The sequence below is a fragment of the Microbacterium wangyouchuni genome (genome assembly GCF_054072595.1).
The window spans coordinates 236,564-252,317 of sequence record NZ_JBSVRM010000006.1 but is presented as its reverse complement, the minus strand read 5'-3'; the positions used below and the strand labels follow the sequence as shown (position 1 = coordinate 252,317).

Sequence of the window (15,754 nt, the reverse complement as noted above, 5' to 3'; positions counted from 1 at the left end):
CGCCTTACGGGCTTCGCCGAGGATGCAGCTCAGCGGAAGCGGCCGAGATGAATGCCCGCGTACGCGAGTGCGCCGACCGTTTCTCCATCGGTGATGCGTCCGTCAGCGACCATGCGCAGTACCTCGTCGAACGGGATCCAAGAGACCTCGACGATGCCCTCTTCCGCCTGAGCAGATCCGGCGGCTGTGGTGAGCCCCTCAGCGAGAAACACGTACTCGGGCGCGACGGTTACGCCGTTCAGGGCGTTCATCAGCCCGACCTGCGTCCACGTAGCGGCGCGCATTCCGGTTTCTTCGAGCAGTTCGCGTTGCGCGGCCAGCAGGGGCTCTTCTCCATCGCTGCCGCCGGCGGGAACTTCGATCGATCGTCCGGTCGTGTACCGCTCGAGTGTCACCAGGCACACGCGCATCTCGTCGTCAACGGCCACGATGAAAACGGCGGGGTGACGTACCGAGACCACGCCGTAGATCCCGTCGCCGGCGGGGCCGGTGACAGCATCCTCACGCACTGAGATCCATGGATTCTCGTAAACGATCCGCGAGTCGTTGGTGCGCCAGGTCATGCGTCGACTCTAGTAGCGGCTTCATCCGCGTCGCGGCGAGTGACTCAACACCGATACGCTGGGACCATGACGCACTCGGGTAACCCTTTCGGACAGGTTCTCGTCGCGCTCGTCACTCCGATGACGGCCGACGGTGAAGTCGATTGGCCCGCCGTCGAAAAGCACATGGATGACGTCATCACCGCTGGTGCTGACGGCATCGTCGTGACCGGGACGACTGGCGAGACCTCTACGCTTACCGACCCCGAGAAGCTCAAGCTCGTCGAAGTCGGCAAGTCCGTCTCCTCGGGCCGCGCGAAGATCATCACCGGCGGTGGCTCCAACGAGACAGCGCACGCGATCGAGCTTTACAAGGCCAGTGAGAAGGCCGGCGCTGACGGCATCATGATCGTCACGCCGTACTACAACAAGCCGACCCAGGCAGGAATCCTGACGCATTTCCGTCTGGTGGCAGACTCCACCGACCTGCCGGTGATCCTGTACGACATCCCGGGTCGCACGGGTGTGCCGATCAAGTACGAGACGATTCTGCGTCTGGCCAAGCACCCGAATATTCTTGCCGTGAAGGACGCCAAGGGCGACTTCAGCGAGGTCAGCCGCGTGCTGAATCAGACTGATCTGATGTACTTCTCCGGTGACGATGCGAATGCACTGCCGCATCTCGCCATCGGCGCAACCGGACTCATCGGCGTCACCGCGAATATCACCGCTGCACCGTACCGCACGATCGTGGATGCTGTGAACCGCGGCGACCTTGCTGCCGCCACGGCAGAGCACAAGCGCCTCGAGCCGCTCGTTCGGGCCACGATGACACATGTTCCCGGTACGGTCTCGGCGAAATACATCCTGCACGGCCTCGGCCGTATCTCCAGCCCTCGGGTACGACTTCCGCTGGTCGGTCCGGAGGAGTGGGAGGCCGCGCTCATCGAAGATGAGCTGTCTGTCGTCACCGATATCGCTGGTGCAGATTTCTCGAATTTCCGCCCCGACCGCAATGCGGCCGCCGGTGGTGCCCTGCCGAAGGTGCACGGTACGACGCGCTGAGACGACGGGCGCGTCGCGCGCCCATAAGAACGACCGGGCACGACGAGTGTCCGACTGAGGAGACATCAATGTCCAATCCCATCGCCGCTCCCGAACCGCTCGCCGAGGGGGCCCTCCGCGTCATCCCGCTGGGTGGCTTGGGCGAGATCGGTCGCAACATGACGACCTTCGAGTACGACGGCAAGATCCTCATCGTGGACTGCGGTGTGCTCTTCCCTGAGGAGCACCAGCCCGGCGTCGACCTGATCCTGCCGGACTTCGAGCCGATCAAAGACCGCCTCGACGACATCGTCGGCATCGTCCTCACTCACGGGCACGAAGACCACATCGGTGCCGTTCCGTATCTGCTGCGTCTGAAGAACGACATTCCGCTGATCGGCTCAGGTCTGACACTCGCGCTGATTGAAGCCAAGCTCAAGGAGCATCGGATCAAGGCGTTCACCCTCACGGTGAAGGAAGAGCAGCACGAGAAGGTTGGGCCGTTCGACCTGGAGTTCATCGCGGTCAACCACTCGATTCCGGACGCCCTTGCCGTCGCCATCCGCACACCAGCGGGAATGGTGCTGGCCACCGGCGACTTCAAGATGGACCAGCTGCCGCTGGATGGCCGCATCACCGACCTGCGTGCGTTCTCGCGCTTGGGCGAAGAGGGCGTCGATCTGTTCCTGGTCGATTCCACGAACGCTGACGTGCCTGGTTTCACACCGACCGAGAAGTCCATCGGCCCGGTCCTTGACCAGGTGATCGCCAAGGCACCGCGCCGGGTGATCGTGGCGAGTTTCTCCAGCCACGTGCATCGTGTTCAGCAGGTGCTGGACGCCGCCCACGCGAACGGGCGTCGGGTTGCACTACTGGGGCGGAGCATGGTGCGCAACATGACCATCGCCGCTGACCTCGGATACCTCAAGGTCCCCGATAACGTGCTCATCGATTACAAGAAGGCGCGAGATCTGCCAGACGAGAAGATCGTCTACATGTCGACCGGTTCCCAGGGTGAGCCGATGGCTGTGCTCAGCCGCATGGCCAACCGTGAGCACGCGATCGAGGTCGGCGAGGGCGACACCGTCATCCTGGCGTCCAGCCTGATCCCCGGTAATGAGAACGCCGTTTACCGTGTCATCGATGGGCTCACGAAGCTCGGCGCCAACGTCGTGCACAAGGCGAACGCCCGGGTGCATGTGTCAGGTCACGCCGCGGCGGGGGAGCTGATCTACTGCTACAACATCCTCAAGCCTAAGAACGTGCTGCCCGTGCACGGCGAATACCGTCACCTGATCGCGAACGCCAAGCTCGCCCAGGAGACCGGCGTCCCGGAGGAGAACACGATCATTGCCTCCAACGGCACGATCATCGACCTCAAGGACGGCGAAGCGCACGTCGCCGGTCAGCTCGACATCGGCTTCGTCTACGTTGATGGCTCGACCGTGGGAGCGATCACGGATGCCGATCTCAAGGACCGGCGGATTCTCGGTGAGGAAGGGTTCGTCTCGATCATCATCGTTGTGGATGCTGCCACCGGAAACATCGTCTCGGGGCCGGAGATCCATGCTCGCGGTATCGCCGAGGACGACACCGTCTTCGATGATGTCGTTCCCAAGATCGTGGCGGCGCTGAAGGAGGCCTCGGGCAACGGCGTGCGTGACACACACGCGCTCTCCCAGGTTGTTCGCCGCACGATCGGACGCTGGGTGAACCAGAAGCTGCGCCGCCGTCCGATGATCGTTCCCCTCGTCATCGCGGCCTAGCCGATTCTCCCGGAATGCCGCGTCATTACGCGGCATTCCGGCAGCGGAACGTAGTCTTTCGGTATGGCCAGGAGTACCACGAAGACCTCGCGCGCGTCCGAGAAGCCTCCGGCGCGCGCCAAGGCCGCGGCCGCACCCAAGAAGTACGTCGACGAGGTTGAGAAGCCGGCACTAGCGGTACGCGCTTGGGTCGGGCTCGCTCATGGCGTCGGCGGCCTCTTCCGCGCGTTCGGCCCGGAGTCACTGGATAAGGATCAGCGTCGGGACGGGTTCCCGCTGCTGCTGGTGCTGCTCGCCTGCCTCGGCGCGGTCAACGAGTGGTTCTTCATCGGCAACGAGATTGCGCAGAACATCAGCGCGTACTCCGTGGGCCTGCTGATCGGGCGTACGGCGTTCTTGCTGCCGGTGCTGCTGCTGATTCTGGCCGGCTGGCTGTTCCGGCACCCCTCCTCGGTGCACGACAACGGCCGCATCGGGATCGGCTTCGGTCTTTTCGTGATCTCGATCGCTGGAATCTGTCATGTCGCGGGCGGCAAGCCTGAACCCCAGGACGGCATGCCAGCGCTCAGCGCGGCCGGTGGCCTGTTCGGATGGATGCTGGGGGAGCCGCTGTCGTACCTGACCGACATCGTCGCCTACATCGTGCTTTCGGTTCTGGCAGCGCTCAGCATCCTGATCATCACGAAGACTCCGCCGAACCGCATCGGCACGCGCCTGGGCGATCTCTACGCGTGGATGTTCGGCGCTGAGCGCCCGGACCCGAACGCACAGAAACCGGCAGCGTCCGAGGCCGATGGATCCGACGACGCCGAATCTGACGATTCGCTGCCCTGGTGGCGGCGTAACAAGACCGGCCGCGAAGAGGATCCCGACGAGGGCATCGGGTCACAGGATCTCACTGAACTGCTGCCGCAGAGTGACACCCCGCCGGTGGATAACACCGCCTACGATCAGGCCGTCATCCTCGCTGATCCCGCGGATGCCGCAACCGAGGTCCTCACGGATGTCGAGAGCGTGACAGCCGGTCTGGCAGGTAAAAGCAGCACAGCGCTCCTCGACGACTACGGTGACACCGGTGAGCAGCCCGAACTCCCCGGACTCTCCGGATTCGGCACGGACGGCCCCGGCGAACGCGGGCTGCACGCGCCCAGCGTTCCCTATGTGCTGCCGTCGCAGGGGGTGCTCGGCGAAGGTCCGGCTCCGATCATGCGCTCGGACGCGACAGACCGCGTGATTGAACAGCTCACCAGCGTGCTTACGCAGTTCAAGGTGGATGCGAAGGTCACCGGCTTCTCTCGTGGGCCGACGGTGACGCAGTATGAGATCGAGGTCGGTCACGGCGTCAAGGTTGAGAAGATCACGCAGCTGAGCAACAACTTCGCCTACGCGGTTGCTTCGAATGATGTGCGCATCCTCTCGCCGATTCCGGGTAAGAGCGCGATCGGCATCGAGATTCCCAACGTCGACAAGGAGATGGTCGCGCTCGGGGACGTTCTGCGTTCACCGGTGGCCACCAGCAGCACGCACCCGATGACTATCGGCGTTGGCAAGGATGTCGGCGGCAAGATCGTCGTGGCCAACCTCGCGAAGATGCCGCACCTTCTGGTTGCCGGTTCGACCGGTTCTGGTAAGTCCAGCTTCGTGAACTCGATGATCACGAGCTTGCTCATGCGTGCGCGTCCGACAGATGTGCGCATGGTGCTGATCGACCCGAAGCGCGTGGAACTCACCAGCTATGCGGGCGTTCCGCACCTCATCACGCCCATCATCACGAACCCGAAGAAGGCGGCCGAAGCGCTGCAGTGGGTCGTGAAAGAGATGGACATGCGCTACGACGATCTCGCATCGTTCGGCTTCCGTCACATCGACGACTTCAACAAGGCCGTGCGCGCAGGCGAGGTCGAACTCCCCGTCGGCAGCGAGCGGGTGCTCAAGCCCTATCCGTATCTTCTGGTCGTCGTCGACGAGCTCGCCGACCTTATGATGGTCGCTCCGCGGGATGTCGAGGACTCGATCGTCCGCATCACTCAGCTGGCGCGAGCCTCAGGAATTCACTTGGTTCTGGCAACACAGCGTCCGTCTGTCGATGTCGTCACCGGTCTGATCAAGGCCAACGTCCCTTCGCGTCTCGCTTTCGCCGTGACGAGCGTCACGGACAGCCGAGTGATTCTGGATTCCCCAGGTGCAGACAAGCTCATCGGTCAGGGTGATGCGCTCTTCTCGCCGATGGGCTCTTCCAAGCCGTTCCGCCTTCAAGGCGCATGGGTCGAAGAGAGCGAGATCGATGCGGTCGTCAAACATGTGACCGCTCAGGCCCGACCCGAGTACCGGGTTGATGTGCAGGAGGCTCTCGAGCCGAAGAAGAAGAAGGAAGTCGACGAGGACATTGGAGACGACCTCGAGGTGCTGCTGGCCGCAGCTGAGTTGATCGTGTCATCGCAGTTCGGTTCGACGTCGATGCTGCAACGCAAGCTCCGCGTCGGCTTCGCGAAGGCCGGTCGTCTGATGGACCTGCTGGAGTCACGCGAGATCGTCGGCCCGTCCGAGGGATCGAAAGCGCGCGATGTCCTGGTCACACCCGAGCAGCTGCCGGCCGTTATGGCCAAGTTGCGTGGTGATGATGTGCCGGTTGCTGCTGCGCCGGCAGCTCAGGCCGCGCCCGTGGCCCACCCCGCGAACCCGCCCGCTGCGGCGCCCGGGTTCGATCCCATCGAAGCGCAGTTCGAGGGCTTGCCGGTCGTTGACGAAGATGGGGGCGACGAAGACGCCTGGGGACTGACGGGACGCGACTGATGGCCATTCCGCGGCAGCTGCCGAACGCGATCACGATCGCCCGTATCCCGCTCGCCGTCGTCTTTTTCGTGGTGCTGCTGATCGGTGGACCGTTCGGCTCTGATGACCTCACGCTCCGCTGGGTCGCTGGCGTCCTGTTCGTCGTCGCGATATCCACGGACTGGGTCGATGGCTATCTCGCGCGCAAATATGACATCGTCAGCGACTTCGGAAAGCTCTGGGATCCGATCGCGGACAAGCTGCTGACCGGAGCTGGTTTCGTCGGTCTGGCGATTCTCGGCGAATGGCCGTGGTGGGTGGTCATCATCATCCTCATCCGTGAATGGGGTGTGACGCTCCACCGGTTCGTGGTTGCGCGCAGTCACATTGTGGCAGCCGCGTGGATGGGAAAGCTCAAGACGGCGGTTCAGGGCGTGGCGTTGAGCTGGTGCCTGCTGCCGCTTCATCAACTGATCGGCATGGACTGGTGGAGCGTCATCGGTGTTGTGCTGATGTACGCGACGCTGGTGCTGACGGTGGTCAGCGGAATCGACTACGTACTCTCACAGGTGCGCGGAGCTCGGGCGAGCCGGCAGTGAGTGCCGCTTCCGAGCTGATCGGCGCACTGACCGAGCGAGGCTGGACGCTCGGGGTAGCCGAATCTTTGACGGGCGGGGCGCTCACAGCCGACCTCGTTTCGGTTCCTGGAGCATCTGCCACGTTGCTGGGCGCGGTGGTCGCTTATGCGACCCCGGTGAAGGCATCGCTGCTCAACGTGGACGCGGAGCTGTTGCAGGAACACGGACCAGTGGATTCGACCGTCGCGGAGCAGATGGCGCTGGGGGTCTGTGGAGCCGTCCAAGTCGACGGACGACCGGCGGATGTCGGTGTGTCTACGACCGGGATCGCCGGGCCCGATTCGCCCGATGGCCAACCTGTGGGCACCGTGCATATCGGAGTGGCCGTTGGCGGTCGCGTCAGCTCCTTTGCCTTTCGATTCCACGGAGACCGAGCAGCGATTCGCGCTCAGAGCGTGGAAGCGGCGATTCAGGCCGTACGGGAACGGCTGCGGGAATAGTCCTGCCTCGATGCCGGTTATTATCAATGTGTCAATGACAGGCGTGCTCACAAGCAAAGCACAGCGTGAAAGGGTAGCGTTTTTCCTAACGCATCGGGTTAGACTGGCGATCCATTCGCAAGTGGCTCCGGGCAAGGAAATGGAGGGGAGGTTCCGATGATTCTTGTACGACAGGAAATCGGCGATGTGCTGAGGGACTTCCGCCTGCAGAAGGGGCGTACGCTCCGGCAGGTTGCGAGCAAGGCTTCCGTTGCGCTCGGATATCTCAGCGAGGTTGAGCGAGGGCAGAAGGAAGCCTCCAGCGAGATTCTCGCTTCGGTTGCTGAGGCACTCGACGTCCCTATCTCGATGATCATGCGCGAGGTCGGCGACCGCATCTCTGTTCTTGAAGGCATCCAGGTGTTCCCTGATGTTGTTCCAGACGACCTGGTCGCATCGATCGAGCCCGAGCTCTCGCTGCACTGATCGCCGTCGATGCGACGTAGTGAGTTTCTTCGAGCTGTCCAACTTGAGTTCGGTGCGAGGGCTTCGAATCTGACGACGGACCTCGTCTTGGACGCGATCGGCAACCGCACTGCATCGGAAGCGCTGGATGCTGGTGTGGCACCACGTGACATCTGGCTCGCACTCTGCGATGCGACCGATGTTCCGGCGAACCGTCGTTACGGTGCTGGCCGGATGGAGCCGCGAAAGAACTGAGTCGACGTCCGATACAAGTCGACACAGATTCGGCGTGTCGTCGAATATCTGTTCGAAGTGCGCGTAGTGTTCTGCACACATGGTTTCGAGGCGACGTTTTCCACCGTTCCTGGGATTTCCGACGCAATGTCTGAGCCCCCTTCTACGGTGAAGACAGGCCGAAAAACCATACGCCTTGTCGGAGAGTTCGCCCCAGTCGGGGTGGCCGCGACAGCCTACAGGCGGCACCACGCGAACAAATAGGAGCACATGATGGCATCATCCGCAGACCGCGAGAAGTCCCTGGATTCAGCTCTCGCCCAGATCGACCGGCAGTTCGGAAAAGGCTCGGTCATGCGACTGGGCAGCGACGAGCGCGCGCCGGTTGCCGTCATTCCGACAGGCTCCATCGCCCTCGACGTCGCTCTTGGCGTCGGTGGTCTCCCGCGTGGCCGCATCGTAGAGATCTACGGCCCTGAGTCGTCGGGTAAGACAACGTTGACGCTGCACGCTATCGCGAACGCGCAGCGTGGCGGCGGCATCGCCGCTTTCATCGACGCTGAGCACGCACTTGACCCGGAGTACGCGAAGAAGCTCGGTGTTGACATCGATGCTCTTCTCGTCTCCCAGCCAGACACCGGTGAGCAGGCTCTCGAGATCGCCGACATGCTCGTGCGCTCTGGCGCCATCGACCTCATCGTCATCGACTCGGTGGCTGCTCTTGTGCCGCGTGCTGAGATCGAGGGCGAGATGGGTGATTCTCACGTGGGTCTGCAGGCACGGCTCATGTCGCAGGCACTACGCAAGCTCACGGGCGGTCTGAGCCAGACGAACACCACGATGATCTTCATCAACCAGTTGCGCGAGAAGATCGGTGTCTTCTTCGGTTCGCCGGAGACCACGGCCGGTGGCAAGGCGCTGAAGTTCTACGCTTCGGTGCGACTTGACATTCGTCGCATCGAGACGATGAAGGACGGCACCGAGGCTGTGGGTAACCGCACGCGGGTCAAGGTCGTGAAGAACAAGATGGCTCCGCCCTTCAAGCAGGCAGAATTCGACATCCTGTACGGCACGGGGATCTCCCGTGAGGGGAGTCTCATCGACTTCGGTGTTGAGCACGCTCTCGTGAAGAAGTCGGGCTCCTGGTACACCTACGAGGGTGATCAGCTGGGACAGGGCAAGGAGAACGCCCGTAACTTCCTGATCAAGAACGCTGACATTGCTCTGGAGATCGAGACGAAGATCAAGCAGAAGCTCGGCATCGGTGGCGCGAAGGCAGAAGAGGCGCCTGCGACTGCTGATGAACTCGCACAGCGTCGTCCGGCCTGATCATGGCTGACGGAAACGGGGGCGAGTCAGACCTCGCCCCCGTGATCCCGCTGTTCGGCGGGAAGCTTGTTCCGGCGTCGAGCTTGCCGGTGCGGAGAGCTCACGCTGAAGGCGGTAGCGAAACACACATTGACGACGAGCGCGACAAGAACGACGACCGCGACGACCGCGAGCACGACGAAGCTCGGAGCACTGCCGAAGAGGCACTCGTGCGCAAGCTGCGTGCGCGTTCTCTCTCCCTCTCCGAGGCACGCCAGATACTTCGCGGTAACGAACTGAATTCTGCGCAGATCGATGATGTGATCGATGACTTCTGTCGACGCGGCTACCTGGACGATGCGGCCCTTGCCGAGCAACTGGTGACCTCTGGCATCGAACGCAAGGGCCAGGGGCGCATCGCGCTGTCCCGTTCGCTCGCACAGCGCGGCCTCCGTCGTGATGTCATCGACGCTGCCCTGGGCGAGCTTCCCGACGATGATGCCGAACGCGCGCTGGAGTTCGCGCGAACGAAGGCGCGCTCGCTGTCACGGTTGGACTTCGAGACCGCATTGCGCCGGCTTGTCGGGCAGCTGGCACGCCGGGGGTACGGCGGCGCTGTCGCCATGACGGCTGCGCGGACGGCGCTGACCGAAGCGTCCCTGGGCACGCGGTCCAGCGGGGTGCGTTTCGTCGATTCGGAGTGACGATCTTCCCGGCTTCGGAGAGAGTCCCGGTTTCCGCTCGTAGAATGGTTGCACCATGATTACTCCGCGCAGTGAACCGACGATCATCACGGCCTCGTCGGCGGCCGTCGACGCAGACGGACAACAGCGAACCTATGAAGTGCGCACGTTCGGGTGCCAGATGAATGTGCACGATTCCGAGCGACTGTCCGGCTCGCTGGAAAGCGCCGGATACCTCCGAGCAGACAGCGGCGCTGAAGCCGATGTCGTCATCATCAATACCTGTGCTGTCCGCGATAACGCCGCAGGCAAGCTCTACGGAACCCTCGGCCACCTCGCCTCGGTGAAGCGGCGCAAAGAGGGCATGCAGATCGCCGTGGGCGGCTGTCTCGCCCAGATGGACAAAGAAGCAGTACTCGATAAGGCCCCCTGGGTTGATGTCGTCTTCGGCACACACAACATGGGTTCGCTGCCCGGTCTGTTGGAACGTGCTCGTCACAACGGTGATGCGGAGTTGGAGATCCTGGAATCGCTCGAGGTGTTCCCCTCCACGCTGCCTACCAAGCGCGACTCTGCGCACAGCGGATGGGTGTCGATCTCCGTCGGCTGCAACAACACGTGCACGTTCTGCATCGTCCCGAGTCTGCGGGGCAAAGAGAAGGACCGTCGCCCCGGTGACATCCTGAACGAGATCCGTTTGCTCGTCGAAGACGGCGCAATCGAGGTCACGCTGCTCGGCCAGAACGTGAACTCCTACGGTGTGGAGTTCGGTGACCGCCAGGCGTTCAGCAAGCTGCTGCGCGCTGCAGGTCAGATCGAGGGGCTCGAGCGCATCCGCTTCACGAGTCCGCACCCGGCTGCGTTCACCGACGACGTCATCGACGCGATGGCTGAGACGTCGAACGTCATGCCGCAGCTGCACATGCCGCTGCAGTCTGGCAGCGATCGCGTTCTGAAGGCGATGCGTCGCTCATACCGCAGTTCGAAGTTCCTCGGCATTCTCGACAAGGTGCGCGAGCGCATTCCGTACGCCGCGATCACCACTGACATCATCGTGGGATTCCCTGGCGAGACCGAAGAAGACTTTGAAGACACGATGCGCGTGGTCGAGCAGGCCCGCTTCACGAGCGCCTTTACCTTCCAATACTCGATCCGCGAGGGAACGCCAGCGGCGACGATGGAAGATCAGGTTCCGAAGGCTGTTGTGCAGGAGCGCTACAACCGTCTGCTCGCGTTGCAGGAGCGGATCTCGCTCGAAGAGAATCAGGCGCAGGTCGGTCGCGAGGTCAACGTTCTCGTCTCAGTTGGCGAGGGTAAAAAGGATGCCGCGACACACCGGCTGACGGGGCGCGCTGAAGACGGCCGTCTCGTGCACTTCGAAGTCACCGAGGGATCGGAGCTGCCGCGTCCCGGTGATGTGGTGACGGTGAAGATCACGCACGGCGCACCATTCCACCTGCTTGCGGACGACCCGGCCGGTGCTCCGCTGCGGGTTCGTCGCACGCGCGGCGGTGACGCCTGGGATCGTTCGCAGGCCGAGTCCTGTGGCGTGCCCGCCGCGGCCGGCGAATCTAGTGCTCCGCGAGCGGTTTCGCTCGGCCTTCCCACGCTGCGCGTCGGTGTCTGACACTCCTCGCGTCTGGGCGATCGTCGGAGCGACAGGCACCGGTAAGAGCGACCTCGCGCTGAATCTTGCCGAGGCTTTGCGAGCGCGGGGGAACTCCGCAGAGATCGTCAACGCCGATGCGATGCAGCTGTACCGGGGCATGGACATCGGCACAGCAAAACTTCCGCTCGCTGAACGTCGGGGCATCCCGCACCACATGTTCGATGTTCGCGAGGTGGATGAGGAGGCCGCGGTCGCCTGGTACCAGCCGCTGGCACGGGCCGCGATCGCCGACATCCATGCACGTGGTGGGGACGCGATTCTGGTCGGCGGTTCCGGACTGTATGTATCGAGCGTCATTTTCGATTTCCATTTCCCACCGCGCGATCCTGCCGTACGTGAGCGACTCGCACTCGAACTGGAGGAGCATGGAGCTCCCGCGCTCTTCGCCCGGCTGCAACAGGCCGATGCCGCGACGGCAGCGCGCATCGACTCGAAGAACAGTCGCCGCGTGATGCGTGCCTTGGAAGTTATTGAACAGGGCGCCCAGACACACGGTGCGGCTCTGCCGGAAGAGCCACGGCTGTGGCACCCGGACACCCGAATCGTTGGCCTGCACGTCGATCGTCCGGAGCTCGTCGAGCGCCTCGACCGCCGCGTGGAACGGATGTGGCAGCAGGGGATTCTGGGCGAGGTCGCTCTGCTTCGCGAAGCAGGCCTGGAACGCGGTACGACCGCCCCACGAGCCATCGGTTACGCCCAGGCGCTCGCGCAGCTGGCAGGGGAGAAGTCAGAGGCAGACGCGATCGCCGAGACTCAAGCGCTGACGCGACGCTACGCACGCCGTCAGGTTTCGTGGTTCAAACGCTATCCGGACCTGGAATGGGTTAGCCCTGGAACGGATCCAGCGGACGTGATCTGACTGATGTCGGTGGTGGATGCGAACGTCCTTGTATGGCGACTCACTATTTCACCGCGTCCAGCCTCGACGGCTTCATCGCGACGACAGATCACTCACTCGATTGGCTCCTGAAGCAGGATGTCGATCCAGACGGCGCGATGGCGTATCAGCAGTTCGAGAAGACGATCGGCGCGCTGGCGATGGGAGCTTCCACCTACGAGTGGGTGCTGGAGCATGAGCAGGGCCAATGGGGTTACACCCAGCCCGCCTGGGTGTTCACACATCGCGACCTTCCCGTGCCGGATGGCGCGGAAGTGACGCTCACTCAGGCGCCCATCGCCGAGGTCCACGCAGCAATGACAGTAGCTGCAGGAGAGCAGGACCTCTGGATCATCGGTGGCGGTGACCTGGCAGGCCAGTTCGCCGACGCCGGTCTGCTCGATGAGGTCTGGGTGCAGTTCGCACCGGTTACCCTCGGAGCAGGGCCCCGCTGTTCCCACGAGCGCTCGATCTCGAGCTTTTAGAAGTCGCCCGTAACCGTGATTTCCTTTGCGGACGTTACCGGGTATCGCGTCTGATACCGAATACGAAGTAGACGGCGGGACCGATCCAGTTCACCAGAATGACGGGGATCCAAGCGGGCTTTGCGCCCCGTAGCTGCCCGTCCGTCCGATGTGCCAGATCCCAGAATGCCAGTGCAGCGAAGGCGACCTGCACGATTCCGAGCACTCCGAGCGCCGCTTTTCCCGCCGAGCTCACCTGGCTGATGTCTTTCTTCTTGCGTCCCATGTCATCCTCCTGACTTCATCCTCGACCTCAGCCGCTTCGCGCGCCAGAGCGGGGCAGTATTCGCTGTAGAGTTCTGCGGCAGTCAGCGGACGTCCCAAGCAGAAGCAATCTGCGTGGCGCGCAGGTGCTGATCGGGCGGTACGACCAGGACCAGTCGGTGGTCGTGATCGCTGTACTGCACGAGAATCTCGATGCCCGCATCGGCGAGGATGCGAGTGAAGGCGCCGAGCTGACCTGCTTTCCCCTGATCGAGTCTCAGCATGACGACGTCGCTGATGATGACGGGGCCGATTCCGTGGGCATTCAAAGCTTCGACTGCGGCGTCGGCATCATCCACGAGGAAGTGCGCGATCGATGCATCCTGATACGTAAACACGCCCCCGCCCTCGAGGCTGACACGCGCGGCTCCGAGGACCTCGCCGAACTCCGCAAGAGAGCCCGGACCCGTGCGCAGCAACAGGCCGATGTCCCGCAGCACGACGCTCACGCTACGACCACCGTCGGCCGGAGCTCCACGCTGGATCGGAGAGAGTTCGCGATGTAGCAGCCTGCATGAGCGGCGTTGACGGCGTCGAGAACATCTGCGCTGTCGGTGCCCCGAAGGACGGTGATAACCGGTTGCAGCACGATGCGCTCGATCGCAGCGGGGGATACTCGGTCATCCATGAACCCCCGAGCCGTGTCCGTGTAGTCGTGGACATGGATCCCGCGCATCGCCGCTACCGCGAGAAAGGACAGAAGCTGACAAGAGCTCGTGGCTGTGACAAGAAGCTGTTCCGGATTGAGCAGGGTCGCATCGCCGCGGAAAGCGGGGTCTGCCGACAGGGCCAGTACCGCGTCAGTCGGAGCCACTGTTGCCGTGTGACCACGGGAGTACCCGCGATAACCATCGGCAGTCGAGCCGTGCCAGCGGAGAGCGGTGTCGTATGTGTGGAGTGTCATGCTGGCACGATACTGCGGGGACGTTTCGGGATGTACCGAAGTGTGCTCGGGTACGATGGCGCCATGTCACGCGACCTCTCCGTGATCGGGCGTGCGCTGTCAGCACCGACCCGCTCCGCCTTCCTCAACATGCTGATGGATGGTTCAGCCCGTCCTGCTGGGGAACTGTCCGCTGCTGCCGGCGTCAGCGCGTCGACAGCGAGCGAGCATCTTTCGGCGCTGCTCGACGCCGGCCTCATCGTGTGCACACCGCGTGGGCGTCAGCGCTTCTATGCGATCACGGACGCCGACGTAGCGAGTGCGCTGGAACGCCTGGGACATCTGTGTCCGCCGGCACCGGAGATCACGTATCGACAGGTGGCCGGAGCGCGAGACCTTGCTCATGCGCGGCTCTGTTACGACCATCTGGCAGGAAGACTGGGAATCGCGCTGGCCGACAGCCTGGTCGAAAACGGGTGGCTCGCCACGGATCTGGTCGATGTCACGGAGCGAGGCGCCGCGCATCTACGCGCACAGGGCATTGAGGTGAACGAACTCTCCCAGGCGCGCCGACGCCTGACCCGCGGTTGTCCGGACTGGACCGAGCGCAGACCCCACCTCGCAGGATCATTGGGATCTGCAATCGCGCAAGCATTCATCGAACGCGCATGGGTGGTTCGACGGCCGGTAGGTCGCGGAGTGGACATCACACGTGCCGGCCACCTGGCGCTGAAAGAGATCTGGCGGGTGTCCGATCCTCTTTAGACTGTTCCCATGGTCGCATTCACCAAGGGACATGGCACCGGCAATGACTTCATCATCATCGCCGATCCGGATGGCGAGCTGGAGCTCACCGCCGAGCAGGTGGCCGCACTCTGCGACCGCAACTTCGGTATCGGCGCAGACGGCGTGCTGCGGGTCGTGCGCTCCGCCGTTCTCCCGGAAGGCCGGGCCTCGCTTGCAGAGGAGCCCGCAGCCGAATGGTTCATGGACTATCGCAACGCCGATGGGTCGATCGCCGAGATGTGTGGCAACGGCATCCGTGTCTTCGCGCACTATCTGGTTCGCGCCGGACTCGCGACAATCGAACCCGGATCAACACTGCCGATCGGCACGCGCGCCGGAGTGCGCGATGTGACCAGCAGTGGCACCGGCTATCAGGTGGATCTCGGGCGCTGGCGTCTGTCCGGAGACGATCCTCTCGCCAAGGCTCGAGGCCTCGACGTCGCACGCCCAGGACTAGGCATTGACCTGGGCAACCCGCACGTCGTTGTCGCGCTGGCATCCGAAGAGGAACTGACCGGACTCGAACTCGAATACATTCCGGAGCTCGAGCCCCAGCTTTCGGCTGGCGCGAATGTGGAGTTCGTGGTCCCGGGAGAGCCGCTCGTGCGCGACGGTGTGGGGCACGTGAAGATGCGCGTGTTCGAACGCGGCGTGGGGGAGACCCTCAGCTGCGGCACCGGGGTAGCGGCCACCGCGCTTGCTGTGCGTTATTGGGCGGGCGACCGTGCACCGGATAACTGGCGCGTCGAGACGCCCGGCGGCGCCCTCGGGGTACGGATGTTCCCGGCTGAGGACGGCGAGCACGTTGCTCTTTCCGGACCTGCACAGTTGGTCTACACCGGCACGATCGACCTCGTCTGATGTTCGAATGCCAGAGTCT

18 protein-coding genes are annotated in these 15,754 nt (G+C 63.3%); 14 read left to right on the top strand and 4 right to left on the bottom strand.

The genetic code is table 11. The features are described from left to right. Nucleotides 1-29: 29 nt before the first annotated feature. Complete coding sequence (locus ACW5CM_RS12560; protein WP_457125179.1) at nucleotides 30-563, bottom strand: NUDIX domain-containing protein; 534 nt, start codon at nucleotides 561-563, stop codon at nucleotides 30-32. Between the two features lie 66 nt (nucleotides 564-629). Between ACW5CM_RS12560 and dapA the strand changes: the two genes are divergently transcribed. The 12 genes from dapA (at nucleotide 630) to ACW5CM_RS12500 (ending at nucleotide 12,902) form a co-directional block, all read left to right on the top strand. Further along, nucleotides 630-1,607 carry a 4-hydroxy-tetrahydrodipicolinate synthase gene (gene dapA / locus ACW5CM_RS12555; RefSeq protein ID WP_438254811.1) on the top strand — a complete coding sequence of 326 codons (978 nt, stop codon included), beginning with the start codon at nucleotides 630-632 and terminating at the stop codon, nucleotides 1,605-1,607. 68 nt (nucleotides 1,608-1,675) lie between these two features. Next, nucleotides 1,676-3,352: a ribonuclease J gene (locus tag ACW5CM_RS12550; RefSeq protein WP_438254810.1), complete on the top strand. Its 1,677-nt coding sequence runs from the start codon at nucleotides 1,676-1,678 to the stop codon at nucleotides 3,350-3,352. A gap of 63 nt (nucleotides 3,353-3,415) precedes the next feature. After that, entirely contained in the window at nucleotides 3,416-6,145 is a 2,730-nt protein-coding gene (locus ACW5CM_RS12545) for a DNA translocase FtsK (RefSeq protein WP_457125178.1), read from the top strand. Further along, nucleotides 6,145-6,723: a CDP-diacylglycerol--glycerol-3-phosphate 3-phosphatidyltransferase gene (gene pgsA / locus ACW5CM_RS12540; RefSeq protein WP_439254746.1), complete on the top strand. Its 579-nt coding sequence runs from the start codon at nucleotides 6,145-6,147 to the stop codon at nucleotides 6,721-6,723. Before ACW5CM_RS12545 ends, pgsA begins: the two co-directional genes overlap by 1 nt. Beyond that, nucleotides 6,720-7,202: a CinA family protein gene (locus ACW5CM_RS12535; RefSeq protein WP_457125177.1), complete on the top strand. Its 483-nt coding sequence runs from the start codon at nucleotides 6,720-6,722 to the stop codon at nucleotides 7,200-7,202. The genes pgsA and ACW5CM_RS12535 overlap by 4 nt, the downstream gene beginning before the upstream one ends. Nucleotides 7,203-7,358: 156 nt before the next feature. After that, nucleotides 7,359-7,667 carry a helix-turn-helix domain-containing protein gene (locus ACW5CM_RS12530; protein ID WP_438254804.1) on the top strand — a complete coding sequence of 103 codons (309 nt, stop codon included), beginning with the start codon at nucleotides 7,359-7,361 and terminating at the stop codon, nucleotides 7,665-7,667. A 9-nt stretch (nucleotides 7,668-7,676) separates the two neighbouring features. Continuing rightward, a complete protein-coding gene (locus ACW5CM_RS12525; RefSeq protein ID WP_457125176.1) occupies nucleotides 7,677-7,901 on the top strand; it encodes a DUF3046 domain-containing protein in 225 nt (74 codons plus the stop codon). A 252-nt stretch (nucleotides 7,902-8,153) separates the two neighbouring features. After that, the gene (gene recA / locus ACW5CM_RS12520; protein ID WP_438254802.1) at nucleotides 8,154-9,209 is read left to right on the top strand and encodes a recombinase RecA; all 1,056 of its coding nucleotides are present in this window, start codon (nucleotides 8,154-8,156) and stop codon (nucleotides 9,207-9,209) included. Between the two features lie 2 nt (nucleotides 9,210-9,211). Then, complete coding sequence (locus ACW5CM_RS12515) at nucleotides 9,212-9,892, top strand: regulatory protein RecX (RefSeq protein ID WP_457125175.1); 681 nt, start codon at nucleotides 9,212-9,214, stop codon at nucleotides 9,890-9,892. Nucleotides 9,893-9,947: 55 nt separating this feature from the next. Further along, nucleotides 9,948-11,498, top strand: a complete 1,551-nt coding sequence (miaB, locus tag ACW5CM_RS12510; protein ID WP_457125174.1) for a tRNA (N6-isopentenyl adenosine(37)-C2)-methylthiotransferase MiaB — start codon at nucleotides 9,948-9,950, stop codon at nucleotides 11,496-11,498. Then, nucleotides 11,491-12,399 (top strand): tRNA (adenosine(37)-N6)-dimethylallyltransferase MiaA, encoded by a 909-nt coding sequence (miaA, locus tag ACW5CM_RS12505; RefSeq protein WP_457125173.1) that lies wholly within the window; start codon nucleotides 11,491-11,493, stop codon nucleotides 12,397-12,399. The genes miaB and miaA overlap by 8 nt, the downstream gene beginning before the upstream one ends. A 32-nt stretch (nucleotides 12,400-12,431) precedes the next feature. Then, entirely contained in the window at nucleotides 12,432-12,902 is a 471-nt protein-coding gene (locus ACW5CM_RS12500) for a dihydrofolate reductase family protein (protein ID WP_457125172.1), read from the top strand. 34 nt (nucleotides 12,903-12,936) lie between these two features. Here the strand turns inward: ACW5CM_RS12500 and ACW5CM_RS12495 are convergent, their stop codons facing one another. The 3 genes from ACW5CM_RS12495 to ACW5CM_RS12485 form a co-directional block, all read right to left on the bottom strand. After that, a complete protein-coding gene (locus ACW5CM_RS12495) occupies nucleotides 12,937-13,167 on the bottom strand; it encodes a PLDc N-terminal domain-containing protein (protein WP_457125171.1) in 231 nt (76 codons plus the stop codon). An 82-nt stretch (nucleotides 13,168-13,249) separates the two neighbouring features. Further along, on the bottom strand, nucleotides 13,250-13,645 hold the full coding sequence (locus ACW5CM_RS12490; RefSeq protein ID WP_457125170.1) for a hypothetical protein: 396 nt from the start codon (nucleotides 13,643-13,645) through the stop codon (nucleotides 13,250-13,252). A gap of 5 nt (nucleotides 13,646-13,650) precedes the next feature. Further along, complete coding sequence (locus tag ACW5CM_RS12485) at nucleotides 13,651-14,109, bottom strand: OsmC family protein (protein ID WP_457125169.1); 459 nt, start codon at nucleotides 14,107-14,109, stop codon at nucleotides 13,651-13,653. A 63-nt stretch (nucleotides 14,110-14,172) separates the two neighbouring features. On the opposite strand from ACW5CM_RS12485, the gene ACW5CM_RS12480 reads away from it, so the two are divergent. Both ACW5CM_RS12480 and dapF read left to right on the top strand, forming a co-directional pair. Continuing rightward, nucleotides 14,173-14,853 (top strand): ArsR/SmtB family transcription factor, encoded by a 681-nt coding sequence (locus tag ACW5CM_RS12480; protein ID WP_457125168.1) that lies wholly within the window; start codon nucleotides 14,173-14,175, stop codon nucleotides 14,851-14,853. Nucleotides 14,854-14,862: 9 nt separating this feature from the next. Next, the gene (gene dapF / locus ACW5CM_RS12475) at nucleotides 14,863-15,735 is read left to right on the top strand and encodes a diaminopimelate epimerase (RefSeq protein WP_457125167.1); all 873 of its coding nucleotides are present in this window, start codon (nucleotides 14,863-14,865) and stop codon (nucleotides 15,733-15,735) included. Nucleotides 15,736-15,754 lie beyond the last annotated feature (19 nt).

Excerpts from the sequence above, each read along its gene's own strand:
- miaB (WP_457125174.1), top strand. The coding sequence starts at position 9,948 with ATGATTACTCCGCGCAGTGAACCGACGATCATCACGGCCTCGTCGGCG.
- ACW5CM_RS12495 (WP_457125171.1), bottom strand. The coding sequence starts at position 13,167 with ATGGGACGCAAGAAGAAAGACATCAGCCAGGTGAGCTCGGCGGGAAAA.
- ACW5CM_RS12545 (WP_457125178.1), top strand. The coding sequence starts at position 3,416 with ATGGCCAGGAGTACCACGAAGACCTCGCGCGCGTCCGAGAAGCCTCCG.
- ACW5CM_RS12485 (WP_457125169.1), bottom strand. The coding sequence starts at position 14,109 with ATGACACTCCACACATACGACACCGCTCTCCGCTGGCACGGCTCGACT.
- ACW5CM_RS12480 (WP_457125168.1), top strand. The coding sequence starts at position 14,173 with ATGTCACGCGACCTCTCCGTGATCGGGCGTGCGCTGTCAGCACCGACC.
- dapF (WP_457125167.1), top strand. The coding sequence starts at position 14,863 with ATGGTCGCATTCACCAAGGGACATGGCACCGGCAATGACTTCATCATC.
- ACW5CM_RS12525 (WP_457125176.1), top strand. The coding sequence starts at position 7,677 with ATGCGACGTAGTGAGTTTCTTCGAGCTGTCCAACTTGAGTTCGGTGCG.
- pgsA (WP_439254746.1), top strand. The coding sequence starts at position 6,145 with ATGGCCATTCCGCGGCAGCTGCCGAACGCGATCACGATCGCCCGTATC.
- ACW5CM_RS12530 (WP_438254804.1), top strand. The coding sequence starts at position 7,359 with ATGATTCTTGTACGACAGGAAATCGGCGATGTGCTGAGGGACTTCCGC.
- recA (WP_438254802.1), top strand. The coding sequence starts at position 8,154 with ATGGCATCATCCGCAGACCGCGAGAAGTCCCTGGATTCAGCTCTCGCC.
- ACW5CM_RS12515 (WP_457125175.1), top strand. The coding sequence starts at position 9,212 with ATGGCTGACGGAAACGGGGGCGAGTCAGACCTCGCCCCCGTGATCCCG.
- ACW5CM_RS12550 (WP_438254810.1), top strand. The coding sequence starts at position 1,676 with ATGTCCAATCCCATCGCCGCTCCCGAACCGCTCGCCGAGGGGGCCCTC.
- dapA (WP_438254811.1), top strand. The coding sequence starts at position 630 with ATGACGCACTCGGGTAACCCTTTCGGACAGGTTCTCGTCGCGCTCGTC.
- ACW5CM_RS12560 (WP_457125179.1), bottom strand. The coding sequence starts at position 563 with ATGACCTGGCGCACCAACGACTCGCGGATCGTTTACGAGAATCCATGG.
- ACW5CM_RS12500 (WP_457125172.1), top strand. The coding sequence starts at position 12,432 with ATGGCGACTCACTATTTCACCGCGTCCAGCCTCGACGGCTTCATCGCG.